Genomic DNA, 18,582 nt, shown 5'->3' on the forward strand with positions numbered 1-18,582 from the left:
TGTGTCTGGGGGCTTTCCAGCGCCCAAAAAAACGCCCCGAACAGGTCGGGGCGTGATTTTTTGCGGCACTGCGGTTAGGTCTTCCTTGGGGCCGCAGTGGCCGTGTACGCGGTGCTTAGTGGAACTGCTCTTCTTCGGTCGAACCGGTCAGCGCGGTCACGGACGAGGAGCCGCCCTGGATCACGGTGGTCATGTCGTCGAAGTAGCCGGTGCCCACTTCCTGCTGGTGCGCCACGAAGGTGTAGCCTTTGGCGGCGTCAGCGAATTCCTGCTCTTGCAGCTTCACGTAGGCGGTCATGTCGTTGCGGGCGTAGTCGTGCGCCAGGTTGAACATGCTGTGCCACATGTTGTGAATGCCGGCCAGGGTGATGAACTGATGCTTGTAGCCCATGGCGGACAGTTCGCGCTGGAACTTGGCGATGGTCGCGTCGTCCAGGTTCTTCTTCCAGTTGAAAGAAGGCGAGCAGTTGTAGGACAGCAGTTGGTCCGGGTATTCCTTCTTGATCGCCTCGGCGAAGCGACGGGCTTCGTCAAGGTCTGGCTTGGCGGTTTCGCACCAGATCAGGTCAGCGTACGGCGCGTAGGCCAGGCCGCGGGCGATGGCCTGGTCGAGACCAGCGCGCACCTTGTAGAAGCCTTCCTGGGTACGTTCGCCAGTGACGAACGGCTGGTCGTACGGATCGCAATCCGATGTCAGCAGGTCAGCTGCGTTGGCATCGGTACGGGCCAGGATGATTGTCGGTGTACCGGCAACGTCAGCCGCCAAGCGTGCAGCGGTGAGCTTCTGTACGGCTTCCTGGGTTGGCACCAGTACTTTGCCGCCCATGTGGCCGCATTTCTTCACCGAAGCCAGTTGGTCTTCGAAGTGCACGCCGGCAGCGCCTGCCTCGATCATGCTCTTCATCAGCTCGTAGGCGTTGAGTACGCCGCCGAAACCAGCCTCGGCGTCAGCCACGATTGGCGCGAAGTAGTCGATGTAACCAGCGTCGCCTGGGTTTTTGCCGGCTTTCCACTGGATCTGGTCGGCACGACGGAACGAGTTGTTGATGCGCTTGACCACGGTTGGAACCGAATCCACCGGGTACAGCGATTGGTCGGGGTACATGGATTCAGCGGAGTTGTTGTCCGCTGCCACTTGCCAGCCGGACAGGTAGATCGCCTGGATACCGGCTTTTACCTGTTGCACTGCCTGGCCGCCAGTGAGGGCGCCCATGCAGTTGACGAAATCTTTGTCGGGACGGAAGGACGGCTTGGCACCTTGGGTCACCAGGTTCCACAGCTTCTCGGCGCCGAGTTTTGCAAAGGTGTGCTCCGGTTGAACCGAGCCACGCAGGCGGACGACGTCAGCAGCGGAATAAGCGCGGGTCACGCCTTTCCAGCGTGGGTTTTCAGCCCAGTCTTTCTCGAGGGCTGCAATTTGCTGTTCGCGTGTCAGTGCCATGGGAGTAAACCTCGTCGCGTCTTCTTGTGAAAAAACAGTTTGGGAAGATCCGTTTTCCAGCCGTGCATTCAATGCATAGGCAGGGCTGCTCGCTGACCAGAAGCTTAGGCGGTCATGTCGGGTTTGGCGGGGAATGCGACGGGATGAACGAATGGCGAGAGGAGGAGTTGAGCAGGTAGGGGCAAACTGCGGGCAGTCTTCGGGCGTCGTGGGCCTTTGTACGATCCATCAGTGTGTAGCCGGGTTACCTGGTTAGCTTCCGTCCCTCGGGACAACTTCGTTCCAGTCGCAACCTCGTCAAACACACCTTGTGGGCGGTACAGACACGAATCGGCTCGGTTGGGTAGCTTGGAGCGCGATCCGAAGGCCCTTGCCAGGGCCCCTGATTAGCGGGAGCGAGGCCATCATGCCCATGCTTTTTTGGCTCGTCAAATGTTTTGTAGTGCTTATTTTCATGCACTACATCTTTAGTCTAAGACGACTCATCAGTCAGTTTTTGGTGCTTCAGTTCAGGGTGTCGACCTTGACCCGCAAAGTCAGGTCATCACGGCCCTGAGTAGAGTAGGTGCGGGTTCCAGAGGATTTATCGGCCTGGGTCTCGCGGTTGATGCCGGCCAAGGGGATCCATTCGCCCAGGCGGCCGCTGACGGTTGTGTCGGTGCTTTGCACGTTCACTACATCGGGACGTTCCTGGCTCATGCGGTCACGGTTGGTACTGATGGCCAGGTGAACGGTCTCGCCGGTGACGCTGGCGGTCACGTAAAAGCCCTGGGTCACGTTGCGGTATTGGGTCTGGTTCTGCGGGCGGCCGTAGGCGTCCGGTTGGGTGGTGGTCAGCGGTACGCTCTGGCCGACCTGGATCAGCGCAGGCACGCCTTCGCTGGCCTGGATCTGCTGCACGCCGCCGTCGCGGCTGGCGGTGCCGTAGCTGATGATGCGGGTCTGGTTGTCGCCGCTGTTCTGCTGGTTGTTCTCGTTGGTGTCGACGGTGATCAGCAGGCGCTTGGCCGGGGTGTCGAGTTGCGCGAGCAGGGCGCGCAGGTCCTGGATCTTGCCGGGGTCAGCGTTGACAATAAGCTGGTTACCGTAGGCGCTGACGGTACCGTCCTTGCCGATGAAATTCTGCGCGACGGGCAGCAGGTCGGCGCTGGTGCGGTTGCTCAGGTTGACCACTTCGGTGTCGGCCATGGCCGTGACGCTGGTGGCCAGCAGGAGGGCGGTGAGCAGGGTGCGTAGGGACATGTCCGTTATCTCTGCGAGTCATTTAGGCTTGATAGTGCCAGTTTGTCGGCCTGGCGGGGTGCAAGTTGAATCGTAGACGGCAAAATGCCCTGGCAGGGCAGGGCATTTGTGGTGCTGCTGAAATAGCCTTCGCGAGCAAGCCCGCTCCCACATTTGACCGAGTGCACTCTTTGGATTGCGGTCGAATGTGGGAGCGGGCTTGCTCGCGAAAGGTGCGACTCGGTCTTGGATCAGCCCCCGCGCACCATATCGACATGGGGGATCCCGACTTCCAGGAATTCCTCACTGACGATCTTGAACCCCAGTCGCTCATAAAACGGCGCTGCATACACCTGCGCACTCAGGAACTGCTTGGCCTGGCCACGCTGCTCGGCCACGCCAATCACCGCTTCCATCAGCTTGTCGCCGACTTTAAGCCCGCGCCAATCCTTGAGCACCGACACGCGCCCGATCTCGCCGCTAGGCAACAAGCGAGCGGTGCCAATCGGAAAGTCGCCTTCGAACGCGAGGAAATGCACTGCGTCAGCGTCGTCTGCATCCCATTCCAGCTCTGGGGGTACCGATTGCTCAGCGATAAACACCGCTTCACGAATGCGCCGTATCTCGGCGATATCCTTTTGCCAGTCCGCGACACTTACGTGAATCTTATTCATCAGCAAACCCCAGGCTTCCTTGCTTGACCAGTTCGCACAGCAGGTCGCGGCCGTCTTCGTCCGCCAGCCACGGGCCGAGGTTTTCGGCGTGCAGGGCGTCGGCGGCGCAGATCAGCTTCAACAGTTCGCGCAGCTTGCCCGGCAGGTAACGGCTCTGGCCGCTGGCGAACAGCAGGACGTCGTCGTCCACTTCCGACCAGGCCATGCGCGCGCTTGGGTTGCGCACCAGGATCGCGCCGTCTTGCAGGGCGCCGAGGAAGTCGTCCTCGCCCAGTTCTTCGCCCGCCACCAGTTCAGGGTAGCGCGGTTCGGTCATGAACTGGCCGAACCAGGTCAGCAGCATGCGCTCGTCGCTCATGTGCTCGGCCAGCAGGCTCTTCAGGCGGTCGAGGGCGTCGCTCTGGATCTGGTGCGGGTCGCTGACCGGCTGGGCGTCGGCGTCGGTGTAGCGCTCTTCGTCGGTCAGGTACTGGGCGAGGAAGTCGGTGAAGTGGGTCAGCACCTCGGCCGCGCTCGGTGCGCGGAAGCCCACGGAGTAGGTCATGCAGTCGTCTTCGGCGATACCGAAGTGGGCCAGGCGCGGCGGCAGGTAGAGCATGTCGCCCGGCTCCAGCACCCATTCGGCGCTTTCTTCGAATTCGGCGAGGATGCGCAGGTCCGCGTGTTGCAGCAGCGGGCTTTCGGAGTTGCACATCTGGCCGATTTTCCAGTTGCGCTTGCCCTGGGCTTGCAGCAGGAACACATCGTAGTTGTCGAAGTGCGGGCCAACGCTGCCGCCCGGTGCGGCAAAGCTGATCATCACGTCGTCGATACGCCAGCTTGGCAGGAAGCGGAACTGTTCCAGCAGCTCGGCGACTTCCGGCACGAATTGGTCGACGGCTTGTACCAGCAGGGTCCACTCACGCTCAGGCAGGGCGCCGAACGCATCTTCGGCGAACGGGCCGCGACGCAGCTCCCACGGACGTTCGCCGTGTTCGATCACCAGGCGCGACTCGACTTCTTCTTCCAGGGCCAGGCCGGCCAGTTCGTCGGCGTCGATCGGGCTTTCGAAATCGGGGATGGCCTGGCGGATCAGCAGCGGTTTTTTCTGCCAGTAGTCGCGCAGGAATTCCCGTGCCGTGATGCCGCCCAGAAGTTGAAGAGGGATGTCAGGATTCATGTGTAACCTATTGAAAGAAAGCACTTTTCAGACTGGAATAAAAACGCCCGGCGCGGCCGGGCGTCTCAAAGGGTCTTGCGATGATCAGATGCGCTTGGCTTGCTCTACAGCGTTGCCGATGTAGTTGGCCGGGGTGAGCAGTTTCAGCTCGGCCTTGGCCGCGGCTGGCATGTCCAGGCCGTCGATGAAAGTTTGCAGCGCCTCAGGGCTGATGCCCTTGCCGCGCGTCAATTCTTTCAGCTTCTCGTACGGGTTTTCGATGTTGTAGCGGCGCATCACGGTCTGGATCGGCTCGGCCAAGACTTCCCAGCATGCGTCGAGGTCAGCGGCGATCTTCTGCGCGTTGAGCTCCAGCTTGCTGATGCCTTTGAGGCTGGCTTCGTACGCGATCACGCTGTGAGCAAAGCCCACGCCGAGGTTGCGCAGTACGGTGGAGTCGGTCAGGTCGCGCTGCCAGCGGGAGATCGGCAACTTGCTGGCCAGGTGCTGGAACAGGGCGTTGGCGATGCCGAGGTTGCCTTCGGAGTTTTCGAAGTCGATCGGGTTGACCTTGTGCGGCATGGTCGACGAACCGATTTCACCGGCAATGGTGCGCTGCTTGAAGTAGCCCAGGGAGATGTAGCCCCAGATATCGCGATCGAAGTCGATCAGGATGGTGTTGAAACGCGCAATGGCGTCGAACAGCTCGGCGATGTAGTCGTGGGGCTCGATCTGCGTGGTGTACGGGTTGAAACCCAGGCCCAGCTCGTCTTCGATGAAGGCGCGGGCGTTTTCTTCCCAGTCGATCTCAGGGTAGGCCGAGAGGTGGGCGTTGTAGTTGCCCACGGCGCCGTTGATCTTGCCCAGCAGTGGAACGGCGGCGACCTGAGCGATCTGGCGCTCCAGGCGGTACACCACGTTGGCCAGTTCTTTACCCAGGGTAGTCGGCGAGGCCGGCTGACCGTGGGTGCGCGACAGCATCGGCACGTCGGCGAAGCGGATCGCCAGTTCGCGGATGGCGTTGGCGGTCTGGCGCATCAGCGGCAGCATCACGTCATCACGGCCTTCGCGCAGCATCAGGGCGTGGGACAGGTTGTTGATGTCCTCGCTGGTGCAGGCAAAGTGGATGAACTCGCTGACCTGGGCCAGTTCCGGCAGCTTGGCTGCTTGCTCTTTGAGCAGGTACTCGATGGCTTTTACGTCGTGGTTGGTGGTGCGCTCGATCTCTTTCACACGCTCGGCGTGCTCCAGGGAGAAGTTTTCCGCCAGGGTGTTGAGCACAGCGTTGGCTTCGGCGGAAAACGCCGGCACTTCGCTGATGGCGGGGTGAGCGGCCAGGCGCTGGAGCCAGCGCACTTCAACCAGAACACGAGCACGGATCAAGCCGTATTCGCTGAAAATAGGGCGCAGGGCCTGGGTTTTGCCGGCGTAGCGGCCGTCAACAGGGGAAACCGCAGTGAGCGAAGAGAGCTGCATGGGGTGTTCTCGGACAGTCGGGCAACGAAATGGGGCGCGTATCATACATGAAAAAATCCGCCGGTCCGTCGCCAACTGACCGGCGTATTACGCGTACTGCTTGAAAAAAAGCGGTTGCTGCGACTTATTCGTTGCGCATCAACGGGTAAAGCTCTTTGAGCAATTTGCGTCGGCTGATGACCAACTGCCAACGATGACCGCCCAACTGCCGCCACAACCGCGCCGAACGAATACCGGCCAGGAGCAGGGCGCGGATTTTCGAGGCGTTGTTTGGTTGTTGCAGGTTGCGCATGTCGCCGTGGACCTGGATCCGCTGGCGCAAGGTGCTCAAGGTGTCTTGGTAAAGTGCACCGCAGGCGGCGATCACATTTTCGTGGGCCGGGCCGAAGTGTTCCACCTGGGATTGAATCTGTGGCAAGCGCTTGCCGATGACTTCCAGCATGTCCTCGCGCTTGGCCAGTTGTCGTTCCAGGCCAAGCATCGACAGGGCGTAGCGCAATGGCTCGCGCTGCAAGGTGCTGGGGTCGCGCTCCAGGGCGCCGATCAGCGCGCGGTAGCCTTCACGCAGGGCGATGTCGTCGCCGCCGTAGACTTCCAGGGTGTCCTTGGGGTCGCGGATCAACAGGCTGCCGAGCATGCAGGTCAGGCCCGCCTCGGTGACCTGCCCGGTCTTGGCGATCTTGTCCACCAGGACGGCGGCGAGGAAAACCCCACCCAGCGCCGTCAATTGCTCCTGGGTCGGGCTCATGCCGTCTGGCTCCAGGCTTCGGCGATTTCAATCACGCCGCCGCCCAGGCAGATTTCGCCGTCGTAAAACACCACGGACTGGCCAGGGGTGACCGCGCGCTGCGGGTCATCAAAGGTGGCGCGATAGCCGGTAGCGGTCTTTTCCAGCGTGCAGGGCTGGTCGCTCTGGCGGTAGCGCACCTTGGCCGTCAGGCGGCGTGGGGTGCTCAGGTCGATCGGGTTGACCCAATAGATTTCCGAAGCCAGCAGGGCGCCGGAGAACAACAGCGGATGCTCGTTGCCCTGGCCGACGATCAGCTCGTTGTTCTCAAGGTCTTTGACCAGCACGTACCACGGCTCTTCACCGGCGTCTTTCAAACCGCCGATGCCCAGGCCCTGGCGCTGGCCGATGGTGTGGTACATCAGGCCGTGGTGGCGGCCGATCACTTCACCGTCGGTGGTTTTGATTTCACCCGGTTGTGCCGGCAGGTATTGCTTGAGGAAGTCGCTGAAGCGGCGCTCGCCGATAAAGCAGATCCCGGTGGAGTCTTTCTTCTTGGCCGTGGCCAGGCCGTGCTTTTCGGCGATCTTGCGCACTTCGGGCTTTTCCAGTTCGCCCACCGGGAACAGGGTCTTGGCGATCTGTTCGCCGCCGACGGCGTGCAGGAAGTAGCTCTGGTCCTTGTTCGGGTCCAGGCCTTTAAGCAGTTCGGTGCGGCCATCGATGTCGCGGCGGCGCACGTAGTGGCCGGTGGCGATCAGGTCGGCGCCTAGCATCATGGCGTAGTCAAGGAACGCCTTGAACTTGATCTCACGGTTGCACAGGATGTCCGGGTTCGGCGTGCGGCCAGCCTTGTACTCGGCCAGGAAGTGCTCGAACACGTTGTCCCAGTACTCGGCGGCGAAGTTGGCGGTGTGCAGCTTGATGCCGATCTTGTCGCACACGGCCTGGGCGTCCGCCAGGTCGTCCATGGCGGTGCAATATTCCGTTCCATCGTCTTCTTCCCAGTTCTTCATGAACAGGCCTTCCACCTCATAACCCTGCTCCATGAGCAGAACGGCGGAAACGGAAGAATCCACGCCGCCGGACATGCCGACGATGACGCGCTTCTTTTGTGTGTCAGAAGGGGCTGGATCACGCATAGGGTTTCAACGGGTGTCTTGAAAAAGGACGCGATTCTATCAGGCTCGGGCCTTCAAGGCTAAAGAGAAGGGCGGATCAATTCGAGGCTGTGGTGCTGGCCGGCCAAATAATCATCGATACAGCGGATGATCAGCTCGCTGCGCCAGTCTTCGCGCACGGCCAGCAGTTCGTCGCGGGTCAGCCAGCGGGCGCGGAGGATGCCTTCGTCGAGTTGATAGTCCGGGTGGTGTTTCAGCGCCTTGGCGATGAAGCAGACTCTTTGATAAGTCACGCCGTTGCTGGGGGCGGTGTAGAGGTAAATGCCGACGATGCCGGTGGCTTCGACGTCCCAGCCGGTTTCTTCGAGGGTTTCGCGCACGGCGGCTTCGGTGAGGGTTTCATGCGGGTCAAGGTGCCCGGCGGGCTGGTTGAGCACGGCGCGGCCGTTTTTCAGTTCTTCGACCATAAGGAAGCGGCCGTTGTCTTCGACGATGGTGGCGACGGTGATGTGGGGTAGCCAGGTCATAAGCGAGTCTCAGGTGCGGATGGGTGTGCAGCGTGTCCGCATGATACGCCTGACAATATCTAACGGCTTAGAATGTGCCAGTGGTTTGCACTGTTGGGGAGAATATCAATATTGCCTCGTTGTTCGGGTCGGGTTGCCACTTTTGAACATCTGAGGCGTTCTTCTCATTGCGGATAATGCACTTCCATTCCACTTTTTCATTGAGCTTAACATTTGCAAATCCCGCCGAGCCGGTCCAGGTCGGGTAATTCGAAGGGGAGAGTAAGACGGCTTTAGCGGGGTCCCATTTTCCGATCTCGGGGAGCGATCCAACCACATAGACGCTGTACCCGGGTGTTGTGATGCCATTTTTGCAGGTGAAATCTGCGTGGAGGTAATAGGTCATCTGGATATTTTGACCGGCATTCGCCAGTGGCAGCGCTGCAAACAAGAAAACATATGAGAGTGCTGAGATATAGGTGCGCAACATTTGAGAGTCTCCTGTTCTGCGGGCATTAGCCGCATTAGCAGAATGGTCTCTGGGGGATGTCGGGTAACCTGTTAAAGCTAACAGTTCATTAGAGTCTTTCGAGATAACGCTGCCCTTGTGGTGGTCTGAAAACACAAACCCCGGCACCAGGCCGGGGTTTGTGATGTCACCTTACAACCTTACTTCAACTTGGCAATCGCCGCATTGAGGGTGTTGCTTGGGCGCATGGCCTTGCTGGTCAGCTCTGGGCTCGGCGCGTAGTAGCCGCCGATGTCCACTGGCTTGCCCTGTACGGCGTTGAGCTCGGCAACGATGGTCGCTTCGTTCGCGGTCAGGGTTTCGGCCAGTTCGCCGAACTGCGCTTGCAGTGCAGTGTCTTCAGTCTGGGCAGCCAGGGCTTGTGCCCAGTACAGCGCCAGGTAGAAGTGGCTGCCGCGGTTGTCGATGTTGCCGACTTTGCGCGATGGCGACTTGTTGTTGTCGAGGAACTGGCCAGTGGCCTGGTCCAGGGTCTTGGACAGGACCAGGGCTTTCGGGTTGTTGTATGTCACACCCAAATGCTCGAGGGAGGCCGCCAGGGCCAGGAACTCGCCCAGGGAATCCCAGCGCAGGAAGTTTTCTTCCACCAGCTGCTGCACGTGTTTCGGCGCCGAACCGCCGGCGCCGGTTTCGAACAGGCCACCGCCGTTCATCAGCGGCACGATGGACAGCATCTTGGCGCTGGTGCCCAGTTCCATGATCGGGAACAGGTCGGTCAGGTAATCGCGCAGTACGTTGCCGGTCACCGAGATGGTGTCCAGGCCCTTGCGGGTGCGCTCCAGGGTGAACTTCATGGCATCGACCGGGGCCATGATGCGGATGTCCAGGCCTTCGGTGTTGTGGTCTTTCAGGTAGGCCTGAACTTTCTCGACCACGACGCCGTCGTGCGCACGCTTAGGGTCCAGCCAGAAGATGGCTGGGGTGTTGCTGGCGCGGGCGCGGTTGACGGCCAGTTTGACCCAGTCCTGGATCGGCGCGTCTTTGGTCTGGCACATGCGGAAGATGTCGCCGGCTTCGACTGCTTGTTCCATCAGCAGGTTGCCCTGGCTGTCGGTGACGCGGACTACGCCGTCAGCCTTGATCTGGAAGGTCTTGTCGTGGGAACCGTACTCTTCGGCTTTCTTCGCCATCAAGCCAACGTTTGGCACGCTGCCCATGGTGGTTGGGTCGAACGCCCCATTGGCCTTGCAGTCTTCGATGACGGCTTGGTAGATGGTGGCGTAGCAGCGATCCGGGATCACGGCCTTGGTGTCGTGCAGCTGGCCGTCGGTGCCCCACATCTTGCCGGAGTCACGGATCATGGCTGGCATCGAGGCGTCGACGATGACGTCGCTCGGCACGTGCAGGTTGGTGATGCCTTTGTCGGAGTTGACCATCGCCAGGGAAGGGCGAGCGGCGTAGACCGCCTGGATGTCAGCTTCGATCTGCGCTTGCTGGTCGGCCGGCAGGGCCTTGATGCGAGCGTACAGGTCGCCGATGCCGTTGTTCAGGTTGAAGCCGATCTGCTCCAGCACGACAGCGTGCTTGGCCAGGGCGTCTTTATAGAACTCGGCAACGATCTGGCCGAACATGATCGGGTCGGAGACCTTCATCATGGTGGCTTTCAGGTGGACCGACAGCAGCACGCCTTGTTTCTTGGCGTCTTCGATTTCGGCGGCGATGAAGCTGCGCAGGGCTTTCTTGCTCAGTACGGCGCTGTCGATGATCTCGCCGGCCTGTACCGAAGTCTTTTCCTTCAGGACAGTGGCGGTGCCGTCCTGGGCGATCAGTTCGATCTTCACGGCGTCAGCGGCTTCGATCTGTACGGCTTTTTCGCTGCCGTAGAAGTCGCCGTTGTTCATGTGTGCGATGTGCGACTTGGAGTCGGTAGCCCAGGCGCCCATCTTGTGCGGGTGCTTGCGTGCGTAGTTCTTGACCGACAGCGGTGCGCGGCGGTCGGAGTTGCCTTCGCGCAGTACCGGGTTCACGGCGCTGCCCTTGACCTTGTCGTAACGTGCACGGGTTTCTTTTTCCGCGTCGGTGGTTACGGTTTCCGGGTAGTCCGGCAGGGCGTAGCCCTGGGCCTGCAGTTCCTTGATCGCGGCTTGCAGCTGCGGCGTCGAGGCGCTGATGTTAGGCAGCTTGATGATGTTGGCTTCAGGCGTAACGGCCAGGTCGCCCAGTTCGGCGAGGTGGTCCGGGATGGCCTTGGCGCCCAGTTGCTCGGGGAAGCTTGCGAGGATGCGCGCGGCGAGGGAGATGTCGCGGGTTTCCACGGCAATATCAGCGGAAGCGGTGAAGGCCTCTACGATAGGCAGCAGTGAATAGGTGGCGAGGGCCGGGGCTTCGTCGGTGAAGGTGTAGATGATCTTCGAGCGGGTGGGCATATTCGGATTAACTCTCTTCTTTGCTGAAAGCGTGCGCAGAAACTCGAGATGCGCCGGGTGGAGCGCGTTCGTTCAAAGTCATCCATGAGCGAAATGTCGAGGTTTCTTCGCGGTGATGTTGGGTTGCATCAGTCGAGCGTCAAGCGGGTGGACTATTGTAATAGTCCGGCTTTGTAGCTGAAGGCACCTGTTCCAGAGCGGTCAGCTGTCGTGACTCTTGGGTCAGCGGCGGCATTATACATAGGTCGCTATGCTTACGCCGAGCCTTCATACAAAAGGTGTGTCGTCCATTGGTCTAAAGGTCGCAGGTACCGGGTTACGCCCAAAGTCGCACGATGTGCTCAGGATTGGCGATTTTGCCTTTGATTTCAGGCTTGTAGGCGACTAAATATGCTGTTTTCGATGCAAATGAGCATGGCGCGAGGTTTCAGTCGTCATTTATCTGGAGTAGGCTCGAACGCAGCCAGATGTTCAATCCATAGATGGAGTTCAGCATGGGATACAAGAAGATTCAGGTTCCAGCCGTCGGCGACAAAATCACCGTCAATGCAGACCATTCTCTCAATGTTCCTGACCAACCGATCATCCCTTACATTGAAGGTGACGGTATCGGCGTCGACATCAGCCCGGTGATGATCAAGGTGGTCGACGCTGCTGTTGAAAAGGCCTACGGCGGCAAGCGCAAGATCTCGTGGATGGAGGTGTATGCCGGCGAAAAGGCCACTCAAGTCTACGACCAGGACACCTGGCTGCCCCAGGAGACCCTGGATGCGGTCAAGGACTACGTGGTTTCCATCAAGGGTCCGCTGACCACGCCGGTGGGTGGCGGCATCCGTTCGCTGAACGTGGCCCTGCGCCAACAGCTCGACCTGTATGTCTGCCTGCGCCCGGTGCGCTGGTTCGAAGGTGTGCCGAGCCCGGTGAAAAAACCGGGGGATGTGGACATGACCATCTTCCGCGAGAACTCCGAAGATATTTACGCCGGCATCGAATGGAAGGCTGGTTCGCCGGAAGCCATCAAGGTGATCAAGTTCCTCAAGGAGGAAATGGGCGTTACCAAAATTCGGTTTGACCAGGATTGCGGGATTGGCGTGAAGCCGGTTTCTAAAGAAGGGACCAAGCGTCTCGCGCGTAAAGCCCTGCAATATGTAGTGGATAACGACCGCGATTCGCTGACCATCGTGCACAAAGGCAACATCATGAAGTTCACCGAGGGTGCCTTCAAGGAGTGGGCCTACGAAGTGGCGGCTGAAGAGTTCGGCGCGACCCTGCTCGATGGCGGCCCGTGGATGCAATTCAAGAACCCGAAGACTGGCAAGAATGTCGTGGTCAAAGATGCTATCGCTGACGCCATGCTCCAGCAGATCCTGCTGCGCCCGGCTGAGTACGATGTGATCGCCACCCTCAACCTCAACGGTGACTACCTGTCCGACGCCTTGGCGGCAGAGGTGGGCGGTATTGGTATTGCGCCGGGGGCCAACCTGTCGGATACCGTGGCAATGTTCGAGGCAACCCACGGGACTGCGCCGAAATATGCAGGCAAGGACCAGGTCAACCCTGGCTCGCTGATTTTGTCGGCGGAGATGATGCTGCGCCACATGGGTTGGACCGAAGCTGCCGACCTGATCATCAAAGGCACCAATGGTGCCATCTCGGCCAAAACCGTGACCTATGACTTCGAGCGCTTGATGGATGGCGCGAAATTGGTGTCATCGTCCGGCTTTGGTGACGCGCTGATCTCGCATATGTAAAGGCAGTACAAAAAAAGGCCACCCCTGGTTAGTTGGAGTGGCCTTTTTTATCGCAACGTTCTCGCTTATCGGCGGATCAAGCCGTTTGTTTCTTTTCTTTGTGAGCGTGCGAAGGTGCGTGATCGTCAGGTTGCAGTTGTGTGGCGTTCGTGATTGCCACCGCGTGCAGCCCTTTGGGTCCTTGAATAATATCGAAATTCACGGGTTGCCCCGCTTTCAGCGTCTTGTATCCTTCCATTTGGATCGCTGAGTAATGCGCAAACAAGTCTTCGGTTTTACCATCTTCATTGATGAAGCCGTAGCCTTTGGCATTGTTGAACCACTTGACCTTACCACTAGCCATCTCCATATCCCTCTGCACCAGACTCCATCACTGGAGTATCATCCAGTTTATCCGTCCTAACCCGAATAAATAAGGTTGACTGCGCGGACCTTTTTTCCCCAATGTGGGTTCTATTGGTTGTAACACTGATTTGCCGATAGTCAAGGCGACCAGTCAGTCAGAGTTGAAATTCTGACAGGTCGCCCCCACCACTGTATTTGAACCACTGACGAACCTTTCTTTCCATGCATGCAAACAGCCAGATTCGACTAACATTCAATCAGGATCGCCCGGATCAGGAACACGATGACGACGGTTCTGCAGGCATTGCTGTTCAAGAGGCCAAACCTGCTCTACAGGCGCCGCCGATGTACAAGGTGGTTTTGTTCAATGATGACTACACACCGATGGATTTCGTCGTCGAAGTGCTCGAGGTGTTTTTTAACCTGAACCGCGAGTTGGCGACCAAGGTAATGCTGGCCGTTCATACAGAAGGACGGGCAGTATGTGGAGTGTTTACCCGCGACATCGCCGAGACAAAGGCCATGCAGGTCAACCAGTACGCCAGGGAAAGCCAGCATCCGCTACTCTGTGAAATCGAGAAGGACGGTTAACGCCGACCACTTGGGTATGAGGTGAAGCTATGTTAAACCGCGAGCTCGAAGTCACCCTCAATCTTGCCTTCAAGGAGGCCCGTTCGAAGCGTCATGAATTCATGACCGTCGAACACCTGCTGCTGGCACTTTTGGATAACGAAGCTGCCGCCACCGTCTTGCGTGCGTGCGGCGCCAACCTCGACAAACTCAAGCATGACCTGCAGGAGTTTATCGACTCCACAACGCCACTTATTCCAGTCCACGATGAAGACCGTGAAACCCAGCCAACCCTGGGCTTCCAGCGGGTGCTTCAGCGTGCCGTGTTCCATGTGCAGAGCTCCGGCAAGCGTGAAGTCACAGGCGCCAATGTGCTTGTGGCGATCTTCAGCGAACAGGAAAGCCAGGCAGTGTTCCTGCTCAAGCAGCAGAGCGTTGCCCGTATAGATGTCGTCAACTACATCGCCCACGGTATCTCCAAGGTGCCTGGGCACGGCGATCATTCCGAGGGTGAGCAGGATATGCAGGACGACGAGGGCGGTGAGTCTTCTTCTTCGGGCAATCCATTGGATGCCTATGCCAGCAACCTCAATGAACTGGCGCGCCAGGGGCGGATCGATCCGCTGGTGGGGCGCGAGCTTGAAGTTGAGCGCGTAGCGCAGATCCTTGCACGTCGTCGCAAGAACAACCCGTTGCTGGTGGGTGAGGCGGGCGTGGGCAAAACCGCAATTGCCGAAGGCCTGGCCAAGCGCATCGTGGATAACCAGGTGCCGGATCTGCTGGCCAACAGTGTCGTCTACTCCCTGGACCTGGGCGCGTTGCTCGCCGGGACCAAGTACCGTGGCGATTTCGAGAAGCGCTTCAAGGCGTTGCTCGGCGAGCTGAAAAAACGCCCGCAGGCGATCCTGTTCATCGACGAAATCCACACCATCATTGGTGCCGGTGCGGCGTCTGGTGGGGTGATGGATGCCTCCAACCTGCTCAAGCCGTTGCTGTCATCGGGTGATATCCGTTGCATCGGCTCGACCACGTTCCAGGAATTTCGCGGCATCTTCGAAAAAGACCGCGCCCTGGCGCGTCGCTTCCAGAAAGTCGACGTGTCCGAGCCTTCGGTTGAAGACACCATCGGCATCCTGCGCGGGCTCAAGGGGCGTTTCGAAGCGCACCATGGCATCGAGTACACCGATGAGGCCCTGCGTGCGGCGGCCGAGCTGGCGTCACGCTACATCAATGATCGGCACATGCCGGACAAGGCCATCGACGTGATCGACGAGGCCGGCGCCTATCAGCGCCTGCAGCCGGTCGAGAAACGTGTGAAGCGCATCGATGTGCCTCAGGTCGAGGACATCGTCGCGAAGATCGCGCGGATTCCGCCTAAACACGTCAACAGTTCCGATAAGGAGCTGCTGCGTAACCTGGAGCGCGACCTCAAGCTCACCGTGTTTGGCCAGGATGCGGCCATCGACGCGCTGTCCACGGCGATCAAGCTGTCCCGTGCGGGCCTCAAGTCGCCGGACAAGCCAGTCGGTTCGTTCCTGTTCGCCGGCCCGACCGGCGTCGGCAAGACCGAAGCGGCGCGGCAGTTGGCCAAGGCCATGGGGATCGAGCTGGTGCGTTTCGACATGTCCGAATACATGGAGCGTCACACCGTGTCGCGCCTGATCGGCGCGCCTCCGGGCTATGTCGGGTTCGACCAGGGCGGTCTGCTGACCGAAGCGATCACCAAGCAACCGCATTGCGTATTGCTGCTCGATGAAATCGAGAAGGCTCACCCGGAAGTCTTCAACCTGCTGTTGCAGGTGATGGATCACGGGACCCTGACCGACAACAACGGGCGCAAGGCGGATTTCCGCAACGTGATCGTGATCATGACCACCAACGCCGGTGCCGAAACCGCCGCGCGGGCCTCGATCGGCTTCAGCCATCAGGATCACTCTTCCGATGCGATGGAAGTGATCAAGAAGAGCTTTACGCCGGAGTTCCGCAACCGCCTGGACACCATTATCCAGTTTGGTCGCCTCAGCCATGAGGTCATCAAAAGCGTGGTGGACAAGTTCCTTACCGAGCTTCAAGCGCAGTTGGAAGACAAGCGCGTGCAGCTGGATGTCACGGAAGCGGCGCGCAGTTGGATCGCCGAAGGCGGCTACGACGCGGCAATGGGCGCACGCCCGATGGCGCGTCTGATCCAGGACAAGATCAAACGGCCATTGGCCGAAGAGATCCTGTTCGGCGAGCTTTCCGACCATGGTGGCGTGGTGCATATCGATCTGAAGGATGGCGAGCTGACCTTCGAGTTCGAGACCACGGCTGAAATGGCCTGATCGCTGATCGCAACACAGCAAAAGGCGCCGAAAGGCGCCTTTTTGCTGCGTGCCATACCAGGCTGGACACTAACGTTCATGTGTAGAGGATCAAATGTGGGAGCGGGCTTGCTCGCGAATGCGGAGTGTCAGCCAGCAAATTTATCGGCTGATCCGCCGCCTTCGCGAGCAAGCCCGCTCCCACAAAAGCCAGCTCCCACAGGAAATCTGTGGTGTTCGGTAAATAACGCACACACAAAAACGCCCGGCATAACCGGGCGTTTTGTATTGACTTGCTTAGCGAGCGCGGTAAGTGATGCGCCCTTTGCTCAAGTCATAGGGCGTCAGCTCGACGCGCACTTTGTCACCGGTAAGAATACGAATGTAGTTCTTGCGCATCTTGCCGGAGATATGCGCGGTTACGACGTGCCCATTTTCCAACTCCACACGAAACATGGTGTTGGGCAGGGTGTCGACGACAGTGCCTTCCATTTCGAAGCTGTCTTCTTTCGACATGCAGTAAAGCCCTCGGTATCCAGTGAATGGCCCGGTGCAACTGCGCCAGGCAAAAGCGGCGTGCATTGTGCCCGAAAAAGGGTGTTTAAGCCAAGGGGTTCTAGTTAAGCGTGACCCATCTTTGATTAATCAGCAGTTCTATGGGGCGATATTGGGTCTTGTAGTTCATCTTTTTGCAGTTTTTGATCCAGTAACCCAGGTACACCGCCTCCAGCTCCAGGCGCAGGGCTTCACCGATTTGCCACAGGATCGCAAAGCGCCCCAGGCTGCGGCGTTCTTCGGCGGGCTCGTAGAAGGTGTACACCGCCGACAGCCCGTTGGGCAGCAAATCGGTCACGGCGACGGCCACCAGCCGTCCGTCGAGGCGGAACTCGTAGAAGCGCGAGAAGGGCAGGTCGCGCACCAGGAAGGTCGAAAACTGGTCGCGGCTGGGCGGAAACATATCGCCGTCAGCATGGCGCTGTTCGATGTAGCGTTGGTAAAGGTCGAAATACTCTTCACTGTAGTGTGGCTTGGTGGCGGTCACCGTCAGGTCGGCATTGCGCTTGAGAATGCGCTTCTGGTTACGGTCCGGCAGAAATTGCGCGACAGGAATGCGCGCCGGTACGCAGGCATTGCAGTTCTGGCAATGGGGGCGGTACAGATGGTCGCCGCTGCGCCGAAAGCCCATTTCCGACAGGTCGGCGTACACGTGCACGTCCATCGGCTGGCTGGGGTCGAGGAACAGCGTGGTGGCCTGCTCGTCGGGCAGGTAGCTGCAAGAGTGGGCTTGAGTGGCATAAAACTTCAAGCGTGCCAGCTCGGTCATGATCAACCCTCGGGATAAGCTTTGAAACAAGTGTAAGCCACGTGCGCGAAAGTCGCCTAGGAAACCCAGGGCCCGCCATTGGGTTGGTCCAAGTGGTCGTGCAGGTACTGAGCAAAGTCGCTGCGCGGGATGGCGCGGGCGCCCAGGCTGTGCAGGTGGTCGTTGGGCATCTGGCAGTCGATCAGCACAAAGCCCCAGGCCTGCAACTGCCGGGTCAGGGTAGCGAAGCCGAATTTCGAGGCGTTGTCGGCACGGCTGAACATGGATTCGCCAAAGAACAATTGGCCCATTGCCAGGCCGTATAGCCCGCCCACCAGTCTGCCCTCGTCCCACACTTCGACGGAATGCGCGTAACCGCGCTGATGCAGCGCCAGGTACGCGTCCTGGATGCCTTCAGTGATCCAGGTGCTATCGGCATAGGCGCGGGGCGCGGCGCAGGCCTGGATGACGGCGGCGAAGTCCTGGTCAAAGGTCACGGTATAGCGTTGTTGACGCAACAGTTTGCCGAGGCTGCGGGAGACATGCAGTTCTTCGGGGAAGATCACCGTACGAGGATCTGGCGACCACCAGAGGATCGGCTGGCCGTCCGAGAACCACGGGAAGCAGCCGTGACGGTACGCCTGCACCAGGCGTTCGGCTGACAGGTCGCCACCGGCAGCCAGCAGGCCATTGGGTTCGCGCATGGCCTTGGCCAGCGGCGGGAAGGTCAGGGAGTCACGTTGCAACCAGGTCAGCATGGCATCCAGGCTTACGGAAGGGGAGGGGAGCGGCACCTGCCGCGAGAGAGGGTGATTATTGTCGACAGAGCGCCTCAGGGCCAGCCCGAATCGGGCGCAAGTCAGGATTAGCGTGAGCGGGTGTTTCTGCAACTCTCTGCCGGGGATGTGGTCGTAACCGGGGTTACACCATGAAGGCCATTTGCCAAGCTTGCCTTGTTTGGTAAAAACAGCCCATAAGCCTTTGTCAGCAAAGACAATGCATGCTCAAATTGAACATGTTGCAACACTTGAATTGTCTATGCTGCCGAGGGAAGGGCAAGGGCGTGGCAACGGAGGCACAAACCCGTACAATGCGGGCACTGTGGCGTTATCGC

17 protein-coding genes are annotated in these 18,582 nt (G+C 59.4%); 3 read left to right on the top strand and 14 right to left on the bottom strand.

The annotated features are described in order from the left end of the window. Nucleotides 1-115 precede the first annotated feature (115 nt). The 10 genes from aceA to DBR46_RS21930 form a co-directional block, all read right to left on the bottom strand. Nucleotides 116-1,441: an isocitrate lyase gene (aceA, locus tag DBR46_RS21885; RefSeq protein ID WP_017737152.1), complete on the bottom strand. Its 1,326-nt coding sequence runs from the start codon at nt 1,439-1,441 to the stop codon at nt 116-118. Nucleotides 1,442-1,945: 504 nt separating this feature from the next. Further along, nucleotides 1,946-2,683 carry a secretin N-terminal domain-containing protein gene (locus DBR46_RS21890; protein WP_124527871.1) on the bottom strand — a complete coding sequence of 246 codons (738 nt, stop codon included), beginning with the start codon at nt 2,681-2,683 and terminating at the stop codon, nt 1,946-1,948. Nucleotides 2,684-2,913: 230 nt separating this feature from the next. After that, complete coding sequence (locus tag DBR46_RS21895) at nt 2,914-3,336, bottom strand: GNAT family N-acetyltransferase (RefSeq protein WP_124527872.1); 423 nt, start codon at nt 3,334-3,336, stop codon at nt 2,914-2,916. After that, nucleotides 3,329-4,495 (bottom strand): cupin domain-containing protein, encoded by a 1,167-nt coding sequence (locus DBR46_RS21900; RefSeq protein WP_017737155.1) that lies wholly within the window; start codon nt 4,493-4,495, stop codon nt 3,329-3,331. The genes DBR46_RS21895 and DBR46_RS21900 overlap by 8 nt, the downstream gene beginning before the upstream one ends. Nucleotides 4,496-4,579: 84 nt before the next feature. After that, on the bottom strand, nt 4,580-5,950 hold the full coding sequence (gene purB, locus DBR46_RS21905; protein ID WP_017737156.1) for an adenylosuccinate lyase: 1,371 nt from the start codon (nt 5,948-5,950) through the stop codon (nt 4,580-4,582). 124 nt (nt 5,951-6,074) lie between these two features. Then, nucleotides 6,075-6,698, bottom strand: a complete 624-nt coding sequence (gene hflD, locus DBR46_RS21910) for a high frequency lysogenization protein HflD (protein WP_017737157.1) — start codon at nt 6,696-6,698, stop codon at nt 6,075-6,077. Further along, complete coding sequence (gene mnmA, locus DBR46_RS21915) at nt 6,695-7,819, bottom strand: tRNA 2-thiouridine(34) synthase MnmA (protein WP_124527873.1); 1,125 nt, start codon at nt 7,817-7,819, stop codon at nt 6,695-6,697. Before mnmA ends, hflD begins: the two co-directional genes overlap by 4 nt. A 59-nt stretch (nt 7,820-7,878) precedes the next feature. After that, complete coding sequence (locus DBR46_RS21920; RefSeq protein ID WP_124527874.1) at nt 7,879-8,325, bottom strand: NUDIX hydrolase; 447 nt, start codon at nt 8,323-8,325, stop codon at nt 7,879-7,881. A gap of 67 nt (nt 8,326-8,392) precedes the next feature. Then, a complete protein-coding gene (locus tag DBR46_RS21925) occupies nt 8,393-8,794 on the bottom strand; it encodes a carbohydrate-binding module family 20 domain-containing protein (RefSeq protein ID WP_124527875.1) in 402 nt (133 codons plus the stop codon). A 179-nt stretch (nt 8,795-8,973) separates the two neighbouring features. Further along, a complete protein-coding gene (locus DBR46_RS21930) occupies nt 8,974-11,199 on the bottom strand; it encodes an NADP-dependent isocitrate dehydrogenase (protein ID WP_124527876.1) in 2,226 nt (741 codons plus the stop codon). Between the two features lie 494 nt (nt 11,200-11,693). Between DBR46_RS21930 and icd the strand changes: the two genes are divergently transcribed. Then, on the top strand, nt 11,694-12,950 hold the full coding sequence (gene icd / locus DBR46_RS21935) for an NADP-dependent isocitrate dehydrogenase (RefSeq protein WP_122729012.1): 1,257 nt from the start codon (nt 11,694-11,696) through the stop codon (nt 12,948-12,950). Nucleotides 12,951-13,026: 76 nt separating this feature from the next. On the opposite strand, the gene cspD is transcribed toward icd, so the two are convergent. Then, a complete protein-coding gene (cspD, locus tag DBR46_RS21940; RefSeq protein WP_124527877.1) occupies nt 13,027-13,299 on the bottom strand; it encodes a cold shock domain-containing protein CspD in 273 nt (90 codons plus the stop codon). A gap of 218 nt (nt 13,300-13,517) precedes the next feature. Between cspD and clpS the strand changes: the two genes are divergently transcribed. Further along, complete coding sequence (gene clpS / locus DBR46_RS21945; RefSeq protein WP_005789091.1) at nt 13,518-13,886, top strand: ATP-dependent Clp protease adapter ClpS; 369 nt, start codon at nt 13,518-13,520, stop codon at nt 13,884-13,886. A gap of 29 nt (nt 13,887-13,915) precedes the next feature. Then, complete coding sequence (clpA, locus tag DBR46_RS21950) at nt 13,916-16,186, top strand: ATP-dependent Clp protease ATP-binding subunit ClpA (RefSeq protein ID WP_124527878.1); 2,271 nt, start codon at nt 13,916-13,918, stop codon at nt 16,184-16,186. Nucleotides 16,187-16,462: 276 nt separating this feature from the next. Here clpA and infA read toward each other — a convergent pair whose 3' ends face one another. The 3 genes from infA to aat all read right to left on the bottom strand — a co-directional run bounded on the left by infA (nt 16,463) and on the right by aat (nt 18,226). After that, complete coding sequence (gene infA, locus DBR46_RS21955; RefSeq protein WP_002553999.1) at nt 16,463-16,681, bottom strand: translation initiation factor IF-1; 219 nt, start codon at nt 16,679-16,681, stop codon at nt 16,463-16,465. Nucleotides 16,682-16,781: 100 nt separating this feature from the next. Continuing rightward, the gene (locus DBR46_RS21960; protein WP_124527879.1) at nt 16,782-17,489 is read right to left on the bottom strand and encodes an arginyltransferase; all 708 of its coding nucleotides are present in this window, start codon (nt 17,487-17,489) and stop codon (nt 16,782-16,784) included. 56 nt (nt 17,490-17,545) lie between these two features. Continuing rightward, nucleotides 17,546-18,226: a leucyl/phenylalanyl-tRNA--protein transferase gene (gene aat / locus DBR46_RS21965; RefSeq protein WP_124527880.1), complete on the bottom strand. Its 681-nt coding sequence runs from the start codon at nt 18,224-18,226 to the stop codon at nt 17,546-17,548. Between the last annotated feature and the right edge of the window lie 356 nt (nt 18,227-18,582).

The organism is Pseudomonas sp. KBW05 (assembly GCF_003852405.1).
Lineage (GTDB): Bacteria > Pseudomonadota > Gammaproteobacteria > Pseudomonadales > Pseudomonadaceae > Aquipseudomonas.

Bases quoted from the DNA above. Each gene is read 5' to 3' on its own strand.
- DBR46_RS21920 (WP_124527874.1), bottom strand. From the start codon at position 8,325: ATGACCTGGCTACCCCACATCACCGTCGCCACCATCGTCGAAGACAAC.
- aceA (WP_017737152.1), bottom strand. From the start codon at position 1,441: ATGGCACTGACACGCGAACAGCAAATTGCAGCCCTCGAGAAAGACTGG.
- clpS (WP_005789091.1), top strand. From the start codon at position 13,518: ATGCATGCAAACAGCCAGATTCGACTAACATTCAATCAGGATCGCCCG.
- infA (WP_002553999.1), bottom strand. From the start codon at position 16,681: ATGTCGAAAGAAGACAGCTTCGAAATGGAAGGCACTGTCGTCGACACC.
- DBR46_RS21890 (WP_124527871.1), bottom strand. From the start codon at position 2,683: ATGTCCCTACGCACCCTGCTCACCGCCCTCCTGCTGGCCACCAGCGTC.
- aat (WP_124527880.1), bottom strand. From the start codon at position 18,226: ATGCTGACCTGGTTGCAACGTGACTCCCTGACCTTCCCGCCGCTGGCC.
- icd (WP_122729012.1), top strand. From the start codon at position 11,694: ATGGGATACAAGAAGATTCAGGTTCCAGCCGTCGGCGACAAAATCACC.
- DBR46_RS21900 (WP_017737155.1), bottom strand. From the start codon at position 4,495: ATGAATCCTGACATCCCTCTTCAACTTCTGGGCGGCATCACGGCACGG.
- clpA (WP_124527878.1), top strand. From the start codon at position 13,916: ATGTTAAACCGCGAGCTCGAAGTCACCCTCAATCTTGCCTTCAAGGAG.
- mnmA (WP_124527873.1), bottom strand. From the start codon at position 7,819: ATGCGTGATCCAGCCCCTTCTGACACACAAAAGAAGCGCGTCATCGTC.
- DBR46_RS21925 (WP_124527875.1), bottom strand. From the start codon at position 8,794: ATGTTGCGCACCTATATCTCAGCACTCTCATATGTTTTCTTGTTTGCA.
- cspD (WP_124527877.1), bottom strand. From the start codon at position 13,299: ATGGAGATGGCTAGTGGTAAGGTCAAGTGGTTCAACAATGCCAAAGGC.
- hflD (WP_017737157.1), bottom strand. From the start codon at position 6,698: ATGAGCCCGACCCAGGAGCAATTGACGGCGCTGGGTGGGGTTTTCCTC.
- DBR46_RS21960 (WP_124527879.1), bottom strand. From the start codon at position 17,489: ATGACCGAGCTGGCACGCTTGAAGTTTTATGCCACTCAAGCCCACTCT.
- DBR46_RS21895 (WP_124527872.1), bottom strand. From the start codon at position 3,336: ATGAATAAGATTCACGTAAGTGTCGCGGACTGGCAAAAGGATATCGCC.
- DBR46_RS21930 (WP_124527876.1), bottom strand. From the start codon at position 11,199: ATGCCCACCCGCTCGAAGATCATCTACACCTTCACCGACGAAGCCCCG.
- purB (WP_017737156.1), bottom strand. From the start codon at position 5,950: ATGCAGCTCTCTTCGCTCACTGCGGTTTCCCCTGTTGACGGCCGCTAC.